17 protein-coding genes are annotated in these 16,976 nt (G+C 60.8%); 9 read left to right on the plus strand and 8 right to left on the minus strand.

Going from position 1 to position 16,976, the window contains the following annotated elements; all coding sequences use genetic code 11:
- The 3 genes from EOS_RS20445 to EOS_RS20455 all read left to right on the plus strand — a co-directional run.
- On the plus strand, positions 1 to 1,512 hold a 1,512-nt coding region (locus EOS_RS20445; protein ID WP_047848517.1), incomplete at its 5' end, for an MDR family MFS transporter.
- 20 nt (positions 1,513 to 1,532) lie between these two features.
- Entirely contained in the window at positions 1,533 to 2,969 is a 1,437-nt protein-coding gene (locus tag EOS_RS20450; protein WP_047848518.1) for an efflux transporter outer membrane subunit, read from the plus strand.
- A 280-nt stretch (positions 2,970 to 3,249) separates the two neighbouring features.
- Complete coding sequence (locus EOS_RS20455; protein ID WP_047848519.1) at positions 3,250 to 4,005, plus strand: AAA family ATPase; 756 nt, start codon at positions 3,250 to 3,252, stop codon at positions 4,003 to 4,005.
- Positions 4,006 to 4,186: 181 nt separating this feature from the next.
- Here EOS_RS20455 and EOS_RS20460 read toward each other — a convergent pair whose 3' ends face one another.
- Positions 4,187 to 4,489: a hypothetical protein gene (locus EOS_RS20460; protein WP_047848520.1), complete on the minus strand. Its 303-nt coding sequence runs from the start codon at positions 4,487 to 4,489 to the stop codon at positions 4,187 to 4,189.
- 374 nt (positions 4,490 to 4,863) lie between these two features.
- Positions 4,864 to 5,940 carry an AI-2E family transporter YdiK gene (gene ydiK / locus EOS_RS20465; protein ID WP_047848521.1) on the minus strand — a complete coding sequence of 359 codons (1,077 nt, stop codon included), beginning with the start codon at positions 5,938 to 5,940 and terminating at the stop codon, positions 4,864 to 4,866.
- Between the two features lie 190 nt (positions 5,941 to 6,130).
- On the opposite strand from ydiK, the gene EOS_RS20470 reads away from it, so the two are divergent.
- Positions 6,131 to 6,817 (plus strand): hypothetical protein, encoded by a 687-nt coding sequence (locus EOS_RS20470; protein WP_235442895.1) that lies wholly within the window; start codon positions 6,131 to 6,133, stop codon positions 6,815 to 6,817.
- Positions 6,818 to 6,825: 8 nt separating this feature from the next.
- The gene (locus tag EOS_RS20475; RefSeq protein WP_407639165.1) at positions 6,826 to 7,914 is read left to right on the plus strand and encodes a diguanylate cyclase; all 1,089 of its coding nucleotides are present in this window, start codon (positions 6,826 to 6,828) and stop codon (positions 7,912 to 7,914) included.
- Positions 7,915 to 7,982: 68 nt separating this feature from the next.
- Here the strand turns inward: EOS_RS20475 and EOS_RS20480 are convergent, their stop codons facing one another.
- Positions 7,983 to 8,492: a cupin domain-containing protein gene (locus EOS_RS20480; protein WP_047848524.1), complete on the minus strand. Its 510-nt coding sequence runs from the start codon at positions 8,490 to 8,492 to the stop codon at positions 7,983 to 7,985.
- 212 nt (positions 8,493 to 8,704) lie between these two features.
- Between EOS_RS20480 and EOS_RS20485 the strand changes: the two genes are divergently transcribed.
- Positions 8,705 to 9,088: a VOC family protein gene (locus EOS_RS20485; protein ID WP_047848525.1), complete on the plus strand. Its 384-nt coding sequence runs from the start codon at positions 8,705 to 8,707 to the stop codon at positions 9,086 to 9,088.
- Positions 9,089 to 9,380: 292 nt separating this feature from the next.
- Positions 9,381 to 10,925 (plus strand): methyl-accepting chemotaxis protein, encoded by a 1,545-nt coding sequence (locus EOS_RS20490; RefSeq protein WP_047848576.1) that lies wholly within the window; start codon positions 9,381 to 9,383, stop codon positions 10,923 to 10,925.
- Between the two features lie 5 nt (positions 10,926 to 10,930).
- Here the strand turns inward: EOS_RS20490 and EOS_RS20495 are convergent, their stop codons facing one another.
- The 3 genes from EOS_RS20495 to EOS_RS20505 are packed head-to-tail and all read right to left on the minus strand — an operon-like array spanning position 10,931 to position 13,138.
- Complete coding sequence (locus EOS_RS20495) at positions 10,931 to 11,461, minus strand: cyclic nucleotide-binding domain-containing protein (protein WP_087881978.1); 531 nt, start codon at positions 11,459 to 11,461, stop codon at positions 10,931 to 10,933.
- On the minus strand, positions 11,458 to 12,351 hold the full coding sequence (locus EOS_RS20500) for an SDR family oxidoreductase (protein WP_047848526.1): 894 nt from the start codon (positions 12,349 to 12,351) through the stop codon (positions 11,458 to 11,460). Before EOS_RS20500 ends, EOS_RS20495 begins: the two co-directional genes overlap by 4 nt.
- Before the next feature lie 43 nt (positions 12,352 to 12,394).
- A complete protein-coding gene (locus EOS_RS20505) occupies positions 12,395 to 13,138 on the minus strand; it encodes an SDR family oxidoreductase (protein ID WP_047848527.1) in 744 nt (247 codons plus the stop codon).
- A gap of 124 nt (positions 13,139 to 13,262) precedes the next feature.
- Here EOS_RS20505 and EOS_RS20510 point away from each other — a divergent pair, with 124 nt between their 5' ends.
- Positions 13,263 to 14,153 (plus strand): LysR family transcriptional regulator, encoded by an 891-nt coding sequence (locus EOS_RS20510; RefSeq protein ID WP_047848528.1) that lies wholly within the window; start codon positions 13,263 to 13,265, stop codon positions 14,151 to 14,153.
- A gap of 67 nt (positions 14,154 to 14,220) precedes the next feature.
- On the opposite strand, the gene EOS_RS20515 is transcribed toward EOS_RS20510, so the two are convergent.
- Complete coding sequence (locus EOS_RS20515; protein ID WP_047848529.1) at positions 14,221 to 14,979, minus strand: SDR family oxidoreductase; 759 nt, start codon at positions 14,977 to 14,979, stop codon at positions 14,221 to 14,223.
- 63 nt (positions 14,980 to 15,042) lie between these two features.
- Positions 15,043 to 15,792 carry an SDR family oxidoreductase gene (locus EOS_RS20520; RefSeq protein WP_047848530.1) on the minus strand — a complete coding sequence of 250 codons (750 nt, stop codon included), beginning with the start codon at positions 15,790 to 15,792 and terminating at the stop codon, positions 15,043 to 15,045.
- 103 nt (positions 15,793 to 15,895) lie between these two features.
- Between EOS_RS20520 and EOS_RS20525 the strand changes: the two genes are divergently transcribed.
- Positions 15,896 to 16,813, plus strand: coding sequence for an AraC family transcriptional regulator (locus EOS_RS20525; RefSeq protein WP_047848531.1), 918 nt, complete (start codon positions 15,896 to 15,898; stop codon positions 16,811 to 16,813).
- Positions 16,814 to 16,976 lie beyond the last annotated feature (163 nt).

Raw genomic sequence — 16,976 nt, forward strand, 5'->3', positions numbered from 1 at the left:
GCCGCCGGCTCGCTGGGTGCGCTGATGGCCACGCTCGATATCTCGATCACGAACTCGGCCTTGCCGCAGATCCAGGGCGAGATCGGCGCGACCGGGACCGAGGGTACGTGGATCTCGACCGGCTACCTGATGTCCGAGATCGTGATGATCCCGCTCGCCGCATGGCTCACACGGGTGTTCGGCCTGCGTAATTTCCTGCTCGCCAATGCCACGCTTTTCATCCTGTTCTCGATGATGTGCGGATGGTCGCACAGCTTGCCCATGATGATCGCCGGACGCATCGGCCAAGGCTTTGCCGGCGGCGCCATGATCCCGACGGCGCAGACCATCATCCGCACCCGCCTGCCGCGCTCGCAGATGCCCGTCGGCATGACGATGTTCGGGCTGATCGTGTTGCTCGGGCCGTTGCTGGGACCGGTGCTGGGCGGATGGCTGGCAGAGAACATCAGCTGGTCGTGGTGCTTCTTTATCAACCTCCCCGTATGTATTGCATTGATCACGTTGCTGATCGTCGGGCTGCCCTCGGACCGGCCTCACTGGGAGGCCTTTTTCAAAGCTGACTGGGTCGGCATTGTCGGCCTCACGATTGGCCTGAGCTCCCTCACTGTGGTGCTCGAAGAAGGCCAGCGTGAACGCTGGTTCGAGTCCAGCATGATCGTCTCGCTGACGTGCGTGTCGCTTGCCGGCATGGTGTTGATCGCCATTTCGCAGTTCATCGCGAAGAAGCCGATCATGCGTCTGAACCTGCTGCGCAACCCGCGTTATGCAAGCGTCATTGTCATTGTGTTTGCTGTCGGGGCCGGACTGTATGGTGTGTCGTATCTGCTGCCGCAGTTCCTCGGCCTGGTGTCGGGGTACAACGCCCAGCAGTCGGGCGCCATCATGCTGATATCGGGTGTGCCGGCCTTCCTGATCATGCCGGTGCTGCCGCGTATTCTCGGCAAGCTCGACTTTCGCATGCTCGTGATCACAGGACTGGTGTTGTTTGCGTGGAGCTGCATGCTCGATATCGACCTGACTGCGCAGAGTGTCGGGCACGACTTCTTCTGGTCCCAACTGATTCGCGGCTTTGCGCAAATCCTTGCACTCATGCCCTTGAACCAGGCGTCGATGGCCGCGGTCTCGCGCGAAGATTCCGGCGATGCGGCGGGTCTCTACAACATGGCCCGCAATCTCGGCGGCTCGGTCGGGCTAGCGATCATCGGGACCGTGATCGACCGGCGCACCACGTTTCATACCGCGATGATCCGCGAATCGCTGACGGCCAATTCACTGGTGGGCCAGGAGCGCCTGACGTCGAGCGCCGCGAACTGGTTCGCGCAAACCGGCGACATGGCCTACTCCAAGATGCGTGCGCTCGGGCAGATTGCGGCGCAGATCCATATGCAGGCAACCGTCATCACCTACTCCGAAACCTTCTATCTGCTCGGTATCGCCCTGCTTGCCTGCGTGCCGCTGGCGCTCCTTCTGAAGACTCCGCGCGGCCCCGTTGCGCCGTCCGCAGGCCATTGACGGCTCTTACGAAATCTACGATGTTCTCTCGCCCTTCTGCTCCTCTATTTCTTACGCTGCTGGCGTCCGTCTGCGCCATCTCGGCTTGCACGGTCGGCCCCGACTACGCCGGCGCGCCGCAGGTGGCGCCCGACGCAGCACGTGCTGCGAACTTCGTGCGCGCGCCCGCGGTTGGCGTCGTGTCGACACGCGCGCCGAATCAATGGTGGCTTGCACTTAATGATCCGCAGTTGAACACGCTGATCGACGCCGCGCTCGCGCACAACCCGGACATTCATGCCGCGCAGGCGCGTCTGCGTGAGTCACGCGCGCAATTGCAGAATCAGAAAGCGAACGGCATGCCGAAGGGCTCTGTCGACGCTGCCGCGTTGCGCATGCGTCAGCCTAATGTCAGTGCGTTGTCATCGTCCGGTGGAGGGCCGCTTCAGCTCTACACAGCAGGCTTCGATGCAACGTGGGAGATCGATCTGTTCGGCGGTACGCGACGCGCCGTCGAAGCCGCAACCGCGGAAGCGGATGCGGTCGACGCCGATCTCGCCGACACGCAAGTGTCGCTCGCGGCGGAAGTCGCGCAGGCTTATGTCGATCTGCGTGACGAGCAGCAGCGCCTGACGCTCGCGCAACGCTCGGCGGAAATCGAGCAGCGGATGCTCACGTTGACCCAGCAGCGACGCGCACACGGCACGGCGGCGGATGTCGATGTCGAGCGCCTGACCACGCAGGTCGAAAACACGCGCGCGACGCTGACGCCGCTCGACGAACAAGTGGAGGCGTCGCTCGACCAGCTTGCGGTGTTGACGGGCCAGGCTCCGGGCGCGCTCGATCAGGAGCTGTCGGCGTTGCGGCCCATACCGGCCTTGCCCGCGTCCGTGCCGGTCGGCGACCCTGCTTCGATGTTGCAGCAACGGCCCGATATTCGCGCGGCTGAACGGCGGCTGGCTTCCAGCAATGCCCAGATCGGCGAACACAAGGCTGACTTTTTCCCGAAGGTGACCTTGTTCGGCGACATAGGCTATACCGCCGCCAACCCGGGTCATCTTTTGCGCAAGAGCAATTTCAGTTGGATCGGCGCGCCTTATCTGCAGTGGAATGTGCTCGACTTCGGCCGCACCCTTTCAAGCGTTCACAGCGCCGAGGCGTCGCGTGACGAGGCCGATGCGAAATACGCGCATACGGTACTCGCCGCGTTGCAGGACGCGAATACTTCGCTGTCGCGTTATGGACATCAGCGTGAACATCTCGCCACGCTCCAGCAGGTGCAGGCGTCGGCGGACCGCTCGGCTACGTTGATGCGTCAACGTTATACCGCGGGTGCGTCGAGCCTGATCGACTTGCTCGATACACAGCGCACGCAGTTCAGCGCGCAACAGAACGTGGTTGCGGGACAAGCTGAATTGCTGAAGGATTTTGTGTCGTTGCAGAAGAGCCTGGGACTCGGCTGGCGCGTGCAGGGGTGACCTGAGCGCTTTGGCTTGCCGGCTTGCTGCTTTGGCGCTTCGCTTCACCTTCAGGCAGCGCGCCGCCGTCATGGACATGTGAAGACTTGCGATTACTGCGATCGCGAATGTCTGGACGAGTACGCATGCCGATTCCGTTGCCTCATTCCGCGATTCTTCATCGGGTTAAGATAGCGCTTCATCAAAGCGGCGGCAGGGGCGGCTTTCCAGAATATCCATTCGATGCGCTCCAACTCCATCGCGCCATGGGCGATGTCCGCGAAGGCGTGACGCTTACATCATGATTTCTACCCAGTACATCAGCCGGATCAGTTTGCAGCGCGACAAGGTCGAGTCATTCGACCGTTATCCGTTTTCACTGTCTGCTGTCCGATCGCTGGAAACGCTGGAACTGCATCCGAAGATGACATTTTTCGTCGGCGAGAATGGCTCCGGAAAATCGACGCTCCTGGAGGCCATTGCCGTCTCGATGGGGTTCAACCCGGAAGGCGGCACGAAGAATTTTAACTTCGGTACCCGAGCTTCACACTCCGTGCTCGACGAATACCTGCGGATTGCTAAAGGAGTCAGGCGGCCCAAGGACGGATTCTTTCTCCGTGCAGAGAGCTTCTTCAACGTGGCCACCGAGATCGAGAACCTTGACGCTGAACCGTCGCTCGGTCCTCCGATCCTCCCTTCCTACGGCGGACACTCCTTGCACGAGCAATCACATGGTAAATCGTTTCTGGCGCTGCTCATGAACCGCTTCGGCGGCAAGGGTCTTTATCTCCTCGACGAACCCGAAGCTGCGTTATCGCCACAACGGCAACTCGCCGCACTTGCAAGGCTTCATGACCTGGCGCTCGATGAGTCGCAGTTCATCATCGCAACTCACTCGCCTATTCTGATGGCGTATCCGGACGCGTGGATATATCAGTTCGCGACCGATGGCATAACGCGCGTCAGCTATGAAGAGACCGAGCACTTCCAGGTCATGCGGTCATTCCTGGCCAACCCGGAACGTATGCTGCGCAGTCTTCTTGGTGGTGAGCAATGATGTCGCCGGTCTTGCATCCAGACAACCGCGCTTTCCTCAACTTCAAGTGATCTAAGGCTGGAACAGCCGTTCCTCGACGAGTGAACTCAACGGGCACTTGGCCAAGCGCAATTGGCGCGACACGCCAAGCGTGCTCCCAGCGCCGCTGCCGAATGGAATGGAATGAAGTGAGTTGTTTCGATTAAACGTTTGGCAGATCTTCCAACGTTTTTTCAATCCGACCCTCTTCAAAGGAGGTTTCGATTCCGATATGGCCGTTAGCGTAAGGGATGGAACTCACCTGAGGACCCAGATAGCTTCGACCACCGAGCTTGAACACCGTCCGGACCTGTTCTCCCTTCTCCAGGGCTTTCACCACGCGGTCCACATCCACGACTTTGGGGATTGACGTCCAGATGGCCGTCAATTCATCGACGTTGCCCCAACGTACGTGGGTGACGCGATCATTGGTCCAACGAACACCATCAATGGCGAAAATAGACATGGCTGACTCCGTCTATTAATGAAGCACCTGAATGAAACGGCAGCCGCGCCGGACGGCTTTTTCTTCCTTTTTTAACCGTGGAAACGGAGGGCTCGCGTGGCATTGGTCGCCGCTTTGGCGACTGTAAATATCGCGCGGCGAACGCGAAATAGATTGACATGGATCAAGGGAATGCACAAGCGAGTGTAGGGGCGGCGGAGGCGTTCGCGCCCCTATATTCAAGCTCGGCCAGACAGGGCGCGGAACGGGCGTTGCCGCTTTTAGATGGAGACTCGCCGCCTCGCGCCCCCATTCAAGTCACCGAAACGTTCCCCTTACCTCGACGAAGACCACTGAACGTCCTTCGGATTCCTGGGCGTCGCAACGCGACTGCCCTATGTAGCATCGATTTGCTGTACCGGCGAAGGCTCGTCGATCCACGCCTCCAACAGCGTCGACGTCACCGCCAGAATCACGGGGCCGATGAAAAGGCCGACGATCCCGAACGCAAACAGCCCGCCCAACACACCGGACAGGATCAAAAGCATCGAGAGGTTCACCCCACGCCTGATCAAGACTGGCCGCAGCAAACTGTCGAGCATGGCGACCACCACCGACCAGATCAGCAACAGAATCGCGGCTATGGTTGCGCCATGCCAGAAGAGCCACGCGACGCCGCCGAGTAAGGGCAGCATGGGGCCGATCTGGGCCAGGCACAACATGAGCATCAGCGCGGTCAGTATTCCGGCCGCGGGGACACCCGCTATCCACAGGCCGATCCCGCCCAGCGCGGACTGCACCACTGCCGTCACGACAATCCCGAGCGCGACCGCGCGAATCGCCAGTCCCGCCAGCTTGATGGTTCCCGCGCCGCGCTCGCCGGCGAGCCGGGTTGCGAAGCGTGCAACGAATCGGGCCGCTGCTTCACCTTGGCTATAGAGAATGCCCGAGATAATGATCGTGACGAACATGTGCATCACGAACACCCCCACGAGCGCCGCATGACCGAGCATCCAGCGTGCAACGATCGTCACATACGGCTCCAGCTTCGCCAGCAGGCCGCCCGGCCCGGCGTCCGACAACGTCTGCCATTCTTGCGCGGCGCGCTGGCCGGCTAGCGGAATAGCGCCGACCCAGCCGGGCGGCGGCGGCAGCGCATAGCTAGGCAGGCCCTTGATGGCCGCCATGATGTCGCTCCCATGGAGAGCCAATGTCGAGATGGCTTCATAGAGCGGCAGCACGATCACAACCAGCAGGATAATCAGCATCACTGCGGTGGCCAGCCATCGGCGATTGCCGCAGCGGCGTTGAACCGCCAGCATCACCGGCCAGGTAGCGACCACGATGGTGGTCGCCCAGATGAGCCCGGGAAGGAACGGCCGCAGGATATAGAGGCTGCCGACCATCAACGCAGACAGGATGACGATCACGAGCAGAATCCGTGCAATATCAACTGGCTGTTTTGGATTCACCGTTTACTCCCGTTAGAAAAGTCCTACAGTGTGCCCACCCGGACGTGCGATGTCGACTGCCTGGGCGACTGCATCCGGACGATCTCGGCATATGAACGCGTGCGTCACCAGATTCGCGTTGCGGCCGACAACTCCTGCGCTACCCGGTACGGGCACATTAACTGCTGTATTGCCAGATTGCTGCTCCCCGATGAGCGGGGTAAATTCTTCCAAAAACTATCCACCAAATTGCAGCCCAATCGTACGAACAAATTTCGTCGAAATTTCAGACGAAAGGCCGGAGAATGTTGCGATGTCCAAACATACCGAGTCGCAATCGGACGCAGATCGTCCCGATGCAGATTTCAACCTCGACGTTAATCCAGCGCCTGCCGCTACGCCTGTGCGGTTCGGACGTCTCGCGCTTTGGGTTGCGTCGGCAAGTGCACTGGCAGTCGGAGTGGTCGGGACGGTCGCGTATGGCGTTTGGTTCAACCAGGATCAGCGTGCCTACGCCGAAGCCATGGAGAACGCGCGACAGACGCTCTGGATCACCGCATCCACATCGGCGGCGCAACCAACGTCTTCGTCCGGTTATGGTGACTTATCCTCATCGACTCCTCCCGGGGCCGCCGTTTCCAGTGTCGACCTGAACGCGCCCGTTTTTTCTACCCAGTTTGACCGCCGCGCAGCGCCTTCTCGCGATGTCGCTGCACCAAAACTGGCCACAACGCGCCCAGATCGAGCAAGTTGTTCTGCAAACCTGGATCGCCACCGTCCGACGTCGCGCGCCAAGTCGAATAGCGGCCTGTTCACCCGCGTCGGTTCATTTTTTCATCGCGTGAGCTACCGGCAGCGTGGCACCGAAGGCCAGCGAGATATTTACTCCCGTCCGTGAGCAGCGGAGTGGGACCTGTCCTCGGTATGCGCTTCAGGCCGGGCCCGGCTACGATCGCCAGCGCATCCTTCCTTTGCCTGCTGATCGGTCTCCTGTTCCTGGCGTTGCAAATCAAGACGATCTTCTCGGACCAGCTGAAGCAGGAATACAGCGGCCTTGTTCTCGAAGGAATTGAACGAGCGGAAAGTGCTCGCAGCCTGGTCCGCCTCTGGCAACAACAAGCCGATAACAGCAACACCCAATCGCAACAATCGGAAGGTTATCGACGTGCACGCGCCGATCTCGCTGCCCGTCTCGCGTCACTCGCCGCCCTGGTGAACTCGAGCCCGTCGGCGGCACCGCGCATCCCTCAATCCGCGTTATCGCCCGATGCAAATCTCGACGATACAGACGCGTTGCTCGCCGTGGAATCGGTGTACTGGCGTGCCCAGCGTAATCGCGACAGTGTCGATGCACGCACGCGTATTACCCGTGTGGCGCACACCTTGATCGTGTTGTCGGCGTTGGTCTTCGGCGCGCTGATCACCGCCCTGGGGATGTATGCCAAGCGCACCCGCCAATTGGCGGGCGAGTCGCACAAGTTCGAGCATGCAGCGCTGCACGACGCAATGACCGGCCTGCCAAACAGACGGAAATTGTTTGCCACGCTGGCGGAAACGGTAGCGGGGTCGGAGGGGAATTCGAAGCGCCGAAAAATTGCCGTCCTTTATGTCGATCTGGACGGATTCAAACAGGTCAACGACTCGCTCGGGCATCACATCGGCGATAAATTCCTGATCGCCGTTTCCAGGCGCTTTCGTCAAACAGTGCGTGTAGTCGACGTGGTCGCGCGCTTCGGCGGCGACGAGTTCGTCGTGCTGGTTCGCGAGTTTTCAACGAACGCTGAACTGGAAGCTATTGCGCAGCGTCTGATCGCCTGCGTGGTTCAGACGGACGAGCAGATGGGAGTCGGTTTTGTCCGGGCCAGCATCGGCATTGCGAGCTTTCCCGATCCCGTCGAGGATTACCATCATCTCGTCGCCGTGGCCGACGAAACGATGTACCAGGTGAAACGAAACGGCAAGAACGGCTACGCGTTCGCGACACGGTCGAACTGATCGGGATCGTATTGATGCCGATGCAAATTCCGGCAGTAGCCGCTGGTCAGCGCGCCGATCCCCCTCGCTTAATCTTCATCGCCATGCCCGCTATTGCCATCCGGCTTGCCATCATGCGGGCCGAGTGGACGATGTGGCCAATCCACCCAGCGGTCGGCACGGGTGAGCTCGTACGTTTCGTTCATCGGATATCGAATGCGATTCTCTGCTTTTTCGACTTCGCCGATGACCAGCAGCCGAACGTCGTGCTCAGTGTTATTAATAAACGTGTGGCAAATTCCGGTTCCTGCCGGAAACGCGACGGAGTCACCCTCGACTAACGAATAAAGGTTCCCATCGATCCAAACGTCGGGCTTGCCTTCGAGAACGAATACGAACTCCTCCTCGGCACTTTCCGCATGTGGGTAAGAAGTCCGGCTGCCTGGCGGCAGGCGATTGTGGTGAATACCAATGCGACTGATACCGAGCTTACGCGCCAATGGAGCGCCGAACGCCATCAACTCCGTATCTCCGGGATAGTGTCTCGCCTCTGACGCCTCCAGCTCTGTCCAGTGCTTAATGAATTCGGGCCGCTTCATCTATTTTTCTCCATTTGGTGTGGTGCCGGTGTAGTGCCGGGCTGCGCAACCGATGGTGGCCAGCTATTGTAATCATCGCCGGCAAGTGGCCCATCAGCGGGTGGTCATGGTTACATTTCGCTTGAATGCCGGTAAGCGTCGGCTATGGTGTAGCTAGGGCGAGACGAGAGCCCGTCTTCCCGAAAAGAGAATAGCCCGTAAGGAGTCGCGCCATGAGTGTCCAGCTAAACCACACTATTGTCTGGTGTCGCGACAAGCAGAAGTCGACGCGCTTCCTCATGGACATCCTGGACTTGCCAAGCCCTGTCGAGTTCGGGCAGATGCTCGTCGTTCAGCTCGCCAATGGCGTCTCGCTAGACTTCCTCAACAGCGAAGACCCGATTTCCATGCAGCATTACGCGTTTCTGATCGGCGAAGACGAATTCGATCAGGTCTTCGCCCGGATTCGTGACTGGGGGCTCCCGTACTGGGCCGACCCAGGCAAACAGCGCGCCGGTGAAACGTATGGTCACAACGGTGGCCGGGGCGTGTATTTCGACGACCCCGACGGCCATCTGTTAGAGGTCATGACGCGCCCTTATAAAATCGGCGCCTAGCGGGAATTGAAGCTAGCGGTCATTCGACTAAAAACCATCGCCGCGCAGCATCCCCCGCTTATCGGCACGAACACGCAAAATCTGAAGGCGCACATTTCCCAATGTCGCCATCGCGTGACATGCGTGAGAATCGCGCAACGAGCCATATCGTCCGGTCTGGTAATTAAGGCAATCAGCATGAGTCGCCTGAGCACAGACCGGTAGCGCCCGCTGTTTATTCAAGAAAACTAAACGACGCCGAAGACTCAACCGAGGAAAACCACGCGTGCCGCGTTCGCCCGCGATCAAGACCATGCTCAAGAACTTCACGATTCGTCGCGGACTCACGATTACCATCGCCGGTTATACGCTCGCGCTCGTGGCGGTGCTGCTTGCAGCCGCTGCGTGCCTGCGCCAGAGTAATCAGGCGCTTGAGCAGATGGTCGCAACCGATACCGTCGCCATCACGCATCTCAAGACGAGTTCGCAGCGCTTGCTGCAAGTGCGTCTCGCGCTCGGAAGCTTCGAGACGCTGTTCATGCTCGGCAAGGCCGGCGATGACCTGCTGCCCAACGCGCGCAAGACGCTCAAGGCAAGCGATGCCGAGTTCGATGCCTATCTCGCCAAGCCCCGCGATCCGCTGGAAGAGCCGCTCGTGCAAGCGGCAAAAGCGGCGCGCGACGCACTGATCGCGAAGGCGCTCAACCTTGAATTCGATGCACTCGCGCAAAACGATTTCTCGACGTTCCGCACGCTCCAGGTACAGACGGCGGATGGTTTATACGCCACCTATGACCACGCGATGTCCGCGCTGGAAGCGTTCCAGATCGCGCATCAGCAAGACCGTTATGCGCAAGCTCAAGCGCAGTTCCACACGATGGCGACGGCGGCGGTGATCGTCGCGGCGTTAGCGCTGGTGTTTGGTTTCATCGCGCGTGGTGCGTTGAGCGCGGCGGTAATGAAGCCGATTGAATCGGCGATCCATCACTTCGAACAGATTGCCGCGGGCGATCTGACGGCGAGCATCGATGCCTCGCGCAACAACGAAATGGGCCGCTTGTTCGCGGCGCTTGGGAAGATGCAGCAGGGTCTTGTCGGGACGGTGCAGCAGGTGCGCGGCGGCACGGGCGCAATCTCGCACGGCGCGCGTGAGATCGCGGCGGGTAATATCGATTTGTCGCAGCGCACGGAGGAGCAAGCGGCTTCGTTGCAGCAAACGGCATCGAGCATGGAGCAGTTGACGGCGACCGTCCGCCAGAACGCCGACAACGCGCGGCAAGCGAGCGAGCTGGCCGTCGATGCATCCGCGACTGCTGTGCGCGGCGGCGCGGTCGTGGGCAAGGTCGTTCATACGATGGACGACATCGCGACGAGTTCCACGCGCATTGCGGACATCATTGGCGTGATCGAGGGGATTGCGTTCCAGACGAATATCCTCGCGCTGAACGCGGCAGTGGAAGCCGCGCGGGCGGGTGAGGAAGGGCGCGGTTTCGCCGTGGTCGCGGGTGAGGTGCGCAGCCTCGCGCAACGCAGCGCGGCGGCTGCGAAAGAGATCAAGGAATTGATCAATGCATCGGCTGACAAGGTGCAGGCGGGGAATGCGCTCGCGGGGCAAGCGGGCCAGACAATGAGCGAAGTGGTCGCGGCGGTGAAGCGCGTGTCGGACATTATTAGCGAGATCAGCGCGGCATCGAACGAGCAGACCGGCGGGATCGAACAGATCAATCGCGCGGTCGCACAAATGGATGAAGTAACGCAGCAGAACGCGGCGCTGGTGGAGGAAGCTGCGGCTGCGGCGGCGTCGCTTGAGCAGCAGGCTGCGCAGCTGGATGTCGCGGTGGCGGTGTTTCGGGTTTAGGGGGGTCAATATCCCGCCGCGGCCGCCGTAAATACCGTCCGGTAATAAGCACGCCCCTGCTCCAGGTGCGACTCAAAAGCGAATCCACGACTCAGCATGTCGTTCATATCAGCACGCGTGATTTTCATCACGTAGCTGTGTTCCGTCGTGACCAACCGGCAGCTCCCCGGCGTCTCCGAAGCGCTGAACCACTTGCCCGAGTCGGCATGACCGGCCTGGTACGAGTGGCCATCGTGCTCCACCTGCCAGCGGCCATCGAGCAAGATCCAGAAATCATCGCTCTTATCGGCCGCCGCGCAATTCGCCACAACCGTATCCGCCTGCGCTTCCCACTCGCGAGAATGGTCGATGGTCCAGCGCAGCTGCTCCGTATCGAGACCCGTAAAAAACGGCGTCTTCCTGAGCAAATACAAATACGTCGTCGATGCTTTCATGGTCTTGCCCTCCTGTTCCGCGTAGCCCTGCTGACCGCACGCGGCGGTCAGCATAAGAAGGCTAAGCCAGGCGTCGCGAACGATACGCCCGGCATACATCATCGCGGCACCTTCGCTTCAAGCAGATCGCCCATGCCGATGCGCTGCGCGAATTCGATCCGCACTCGCTCCGATACCGCCAGCACCTGCGCCGCGCCATCGCCGACAAAATCGATCACCGAGCGCATCGGACGCGTGCCCTTTTCCAGCCCGACGATACGGACCACTTCATCCGCGACGGCTTTAGGATCGGCGTCAGCCGGTGTCAGTGCGGTCAAACGCTCGCCGATCTGGTCCATCACGCCGTCGTATCGGGCATAGGCCGCGGCCGTCGCCGTGTCTGCCGGTTTGCCTGCGCTCGGGAAGTGATCGGTGCCGCTGGTGAACGCACCCGGCACGACAATCGATGTCTCCACGCCGAAGCGTGCAAGTTCATAAGAGAGCGTGACGGCGAGCGAATCCATGGCTGCCTTCGCCGCGCCGTAAGGGCCCATGAACGGAGGAAAACCGCCCTTGGTCGTCGTGCTGCTGATCCACAAGACGAGCCCGGATTCCTGCTTGCGCATATAAGGCAACACTGCACGGTTGACGCGTTGCGCGCCGAACAGATTGGTGTCGAAAACCTTCATCATTTCTTCCGGCGTGAACGCTTCCGACGGGCCGACCACCAGATGTCCCGCGTTCTGCATCACCACGTCGATCCTGCCCTGCTCGCGGATGATCGTTGCGGCGGCGGAATCGGCGGAATCCTGCGAGAGGACGTCGAGTTCCAGTGGAATCAACGCGATGCCCTTCTCCGCCGACAATGCCCGCAATTCGTCGGCACGACCACGATTGCGGCCTTCGACATCGCGCATGGTCGCGTACACAATGTGCCCCGCTTCCGCCAGGGCCTGCGCGCTCAACTTGCCGATACCCGTGCCTGCGCCCGTTACCAAAATGACTGATTTCATGATGACTCTCCAATCGTTTAGATAAGCTAACGTTTTTGTGTTCTTAAGCGATACCGCCATTGGCGCGCAGGATCTGTCCGTTGACCCAGCCCGCATCCGGACCGGCGAGGAAGGACACGACCGAAGCGATGTCATCGGGCTGGCCGAGGCGTTGCAGCGGCGGCATTTTGGCGAAGGTCTGGATCTGTTCTTCGGTCTTGCCATCGAGGAACAGCGACGTCGCGATCGGACCCGGCGCAACGGCGTTCACCGTGATGCCGCGGCCGCGCAGTTCCTTCGCGAACACATGGGTGAACGCCTCAACTGCCGCTTTCGTCGCGTTGTAGACGGCGTAGCCGGGCATGTTCAGGGCAAGCGTGGTGCTCGAGAAATTCACGATCCTGCCGCCGTCGTTCATCCGCGCCGCCGCTTCGCGCAGCGTGTTGAAGGTGCCGCGGACGTTGATGCCGAAGGTCTGGTCGTAGAGCGCGTCGGAGGTATCGGCGAGCGGGACTGTCTTCAGCACGCCCGCGTTATTCACCAGCACGTCGATCTTGCCGAGCTGCTGTTCGGTCGCCTCGAACATGGCGCGGACTTCATCGGCGTTCGCTACGTCGGCCTTGATCGCGATGGCCTTCGTCCCCTGCGCGGCGAGTTCCGCGACGAGCGCGTCGGCTTCCTTCGAGCTCGATGCGTAGTTGATGGCCACGGCAAAACCGTCGTTGGCGAGACGCCGCGCCACTGCTGCACCGATACCCCGCGATGCGCCCGTGACGATGGCTACCTGGCTGTTCTTGACTGTGTTCATGATTCGCTCCTTTGGGTGGTGAGTGCGTGGAATGAAGTATTGATCATTCACGTCGATTGATAATTAGCCTCGATTTGGTAATATAGTTCCATTTTCTTTAATAATCAGAGCTCGCGAGTTGCCCATGGACCGGTTTCAGGAAATGCAGGTGTTTATTCGTATCGCCGAGCGCAGCAGCTTCACGCAAGCTGCGGACGATTTGCAGATACCGCGCGCCACGGTGACCAATCTTTTGAAGCGCATGGAGGAGCGGCTTGGAACGCGGCTGCTAGAGCGCACGACGCGCACGGTGCGCCTGACGCACGACGGCGAGGCTTTTTACCGGCGCTGCGTGCGGCTGATTGCGGATATGGAGGAAGCGGAGGGTTCGTTTCGCAATGTCGCGCCGAAGGGTCTGCTGCGCGTGAATTTGCAGGGGACGCTTGCGAAGCATTTCGTGGTGCCGGCGCTGCCTGAGTTCATCGCGCAGTATCCGGACATTGAATTGCAGATTGGCGAGGACGACCGGCTGGTGGATCTGGTGCGCGAGGGGATCGACTGCGTGCTGCGGGCGGGCACGCTCCAGGATTCTTCGATGGTCGGGCGCCGCGTCGCATTGATGGAACAGGTCACGGTCGCGAGTCCCGCTTATCTGGAGCGATTCGGTGAACCTGAGACGCTCGAGGCGCTGGGTGCGCATCGGGCGGTGAACTATCTATCGAGTGGATCGGGGAGGATCTTGCCTATGGAATTTACCGTCGATGGCCGGGTGGTCGAGATGCAGCTTGCGGCTGTGGTGTCGGTTACGGGCGCGGATTTGTACACGGGGTCGGCGGTGGCGGGATTGGGAATGGTGCAGGTGCCTCGGTATCGGGTGATGGGGGAGATATCGGCGGGGAAATTGAAGGTCGTGCTGAATGCGTTTTCACCGCCTCCCATGCCGGTTTCGGTTTTGTATCCGCAGAACCGGCAGTTATCGGCGCGGGTTCGGGTCTTCGCGCAATGGGTTCGGGAGATTTTTGAAGCGGCGGGGTGACAGATCCAGACTGCCGCATGGACATTGGTGCGACTGCTTCGCTCTGTACACGCGCCCTAGACTTAAATCACCATGGGATCGTTTCCCCTTTCCAGCGCGTGAACGTCCCTGTGGGGCCGTCCGGACCCAGCAGCGCAACGCGCACCGCCTCGCGAGCGCCTTCCTCGACGGTCTCGGTGCCCGCATATCCGTTGAGGTTCGTCCTGGTAAAGCCCGGGGAGACGGCATTGACCTTAATACCTTCTGGCTCAAGTTCTATGGCCATAGCGACCGTCAAAGCGTTGAGAGCCGTCTTGGATGCTGGGTAGACGGGCCCGAAGATCGCGCGGTACGGGAAAGCCGAGTCCGAGTTCGTCGTCAACGACCCAACGCCACTCGACACGTGAACAATGCGGGAGCCCGGCGTCTTGCGCAAAAGTGGCAGCATCGCCTGGTACACAGCGAGCACGCCAAACACGTTGGTGTCCCACACCGCGCGCATTTCATCGAGAGCCACGTTGCTCGGGCGCGTCGTCTTTGCGTACTCCTCGACGGATTGACCGGGCTGCTTCTTCGTATTCGAGATGGCCGCGTTTTGGACGAGCACGTCAAGGCGGCCAAACTCATTCCGGACGCGCTCCGCCGCAGATGTGATCGAAGCCTGATCCGTCACGTCGAGTTGGAGCGCGAAAGCGTTCATCCCAACTTCGCTAGCCGCAGCCTCGCCGCGTTCGAGGCTGCGCGACCCTACCAACACAGTCAAGCCGCGTGCCGCGAGATCCTTTGCGATCTGAAGACCGATTCCTTGATTAGCCCCGGTTACGAGAGCAACGGGTTTGTCCTGCATAGCAATCTCCTTATCGTAATACGCTGTAGCGCGTAGAAGCCACGTTCAATCTGTGCCGCTCGGTCAGCGAACCTCAGCCGCCCACGCTTGGGCATCAGCGCCGGCCGGGATGCGCATTGGGGATGACGGGCCCGTCGCCGCGCGCCACACGGCCTCCGCGACGTCCTGTGCCCGGGTGATTGGCGTAGAGGTGTCCTGGAACTGCGCGAAGACATCCTTGACGAGACCAGCGTAGGCCTCGTGGTCGAGGCCATGCATGTGGGCGTGGGCGTTCTCTGCGAATCGGGTGTCGGGCGCACGGCCCGGCAGCACCAGGCGCGCTCGCACGCCGAACTGCTCGAGCTCCAGCGCCATTGACTCGGTAAATGCGTTCACCGCCGCCTTGCTCGCGCGGTAAGCGGCGATCAGAGGCAGCGCCTTCAGCGTTACGCTCGACGTGACATTCACTACGACGCCGGCTTTACGCTGCCGAAACTGGGGCAGCACCGCCTGCGTCAATGCGATCGTGCCAAAGGTGTTGGTCTCGAAAATCTCGCGCACCGTCGCAAGCGGGACCAGTTCCGCCGGGGAAGCCGCGCCGAAGCCCGCGTTGTTGACGAGCACGTCGATCGGGCCGGCCGCCTCGACAGCTTTGCGGATGCTTTCCGGATCTGTGACGTCGAGCGCCAGCACGCGCAAGCGCTCTGAAGGCGGCAGCACGTCGGTGCGCGGCGTGCGCATCGTGGCGACGACTTGCCAGTCGCGGGCCAGAAAATAGCGGGCAATCTCGAGGCCGAATCCGGAAGAGCAGCCGGTGATCAGCACGGTTTTCATGGGAACTCCTGTGTGAGGTGGTTTGCGTATTCCCGTACGATAGACCGCCGTGACTGTACTCACTACAATCGATAATCCGAATTTCATTTGCAGGAGTCCAGCAATGATCGATCCGTTGGCCGAAGTCGTGACGCTGCTGCAGCCGGGCGCCCGGTTTTCCAAACTGGTTCTGGGCGCCAGCCCTTGGCGCGTTAGCCGCTCGGATGCCGGTCAGCCGCTCTATTGCGTGATCCTCGAGGGCGCGTGCCGCATGGCGATCGACGGGCACGAGCCCATCGAGCTCATCTCGGGTGACTTCGTGCTGATTCCCGCGGCCTACGGCGTCGCGATGTCCAGCCTCGTGCCGCCACCGCCGGCCGTTCAGACGCTGGAGCCGATCGCGCTCGGCAACAATGAATTTAGAATCGGGGAGCCAGACAGCCCTGTCGATTCGCGAATAATGGTCGGCCACTGCAGCTTCGGTTCACCAGATGCATCCCTGCTGGTCTCGTTGCTACCGCAACTCGTGCATGTCCGCGGCGAAGAGCGGCTGGCCACCCTCGTGCAACTTGTACGAGATGAATCACGCGAGCAGCGGCCTGCGCGCGAGGTCGTGCTGTCACGACTGCTGGAAGTGCTGCTCATCGAGGCGCTGCGGTCCACGGCGGAAACGACTGCGTCACCGGGCCTGGTTCGCGGGCTGTCCGATTGCCGCCTCGCGGCCGCGATCCGCGTTATGCACGAACACCCTACACGCGCGTGGACGGTTGCTGAACTTGCGAAAGAGGCCGCACTGTCGCGCTCAACCTTCTTTGAACGCTTCAACCGCGCGGTCGGCGTGGCACCCATGGAATATTTGCTCACTTGGCGCATGGCGCTCGCAAAGGACCTGCTACGCCGTAATGAAGGCCGCGTCGCCGATGTTGCACAGCGCGTTGGCTACAGCTCCGCCAGCACCTTCAGCGTCGCCTTCACGCGACACGTCGGGCGGCCGCCTTCACAATACGCGCGCGAGGAGCAGGCGGCCACCGACGACACGTAAGACATCGGAAACACACTGTTTCCGATGTCGCTAAGGCCAGGGAACCCGGTGGCTCAAGGCAACTCACTAATGACGGCTGTTTGAGCGAACGAGACAAAAAAGTAAGCAGCTTAAAGGTCCGCGCGGACGAGGCGCCCAACTGCCGATCCGGGGGACATGAAGA

Source organism: Caballeronia mineralivorans PML1(12) (assembly GCF_001028175.1).
GTDB lineage: Bacteria > Pseudomonadota > Gammaproteobacteria > Burkholderiales > Burkholderiaceae > Caballeronia > Caballeronia mineralivorans.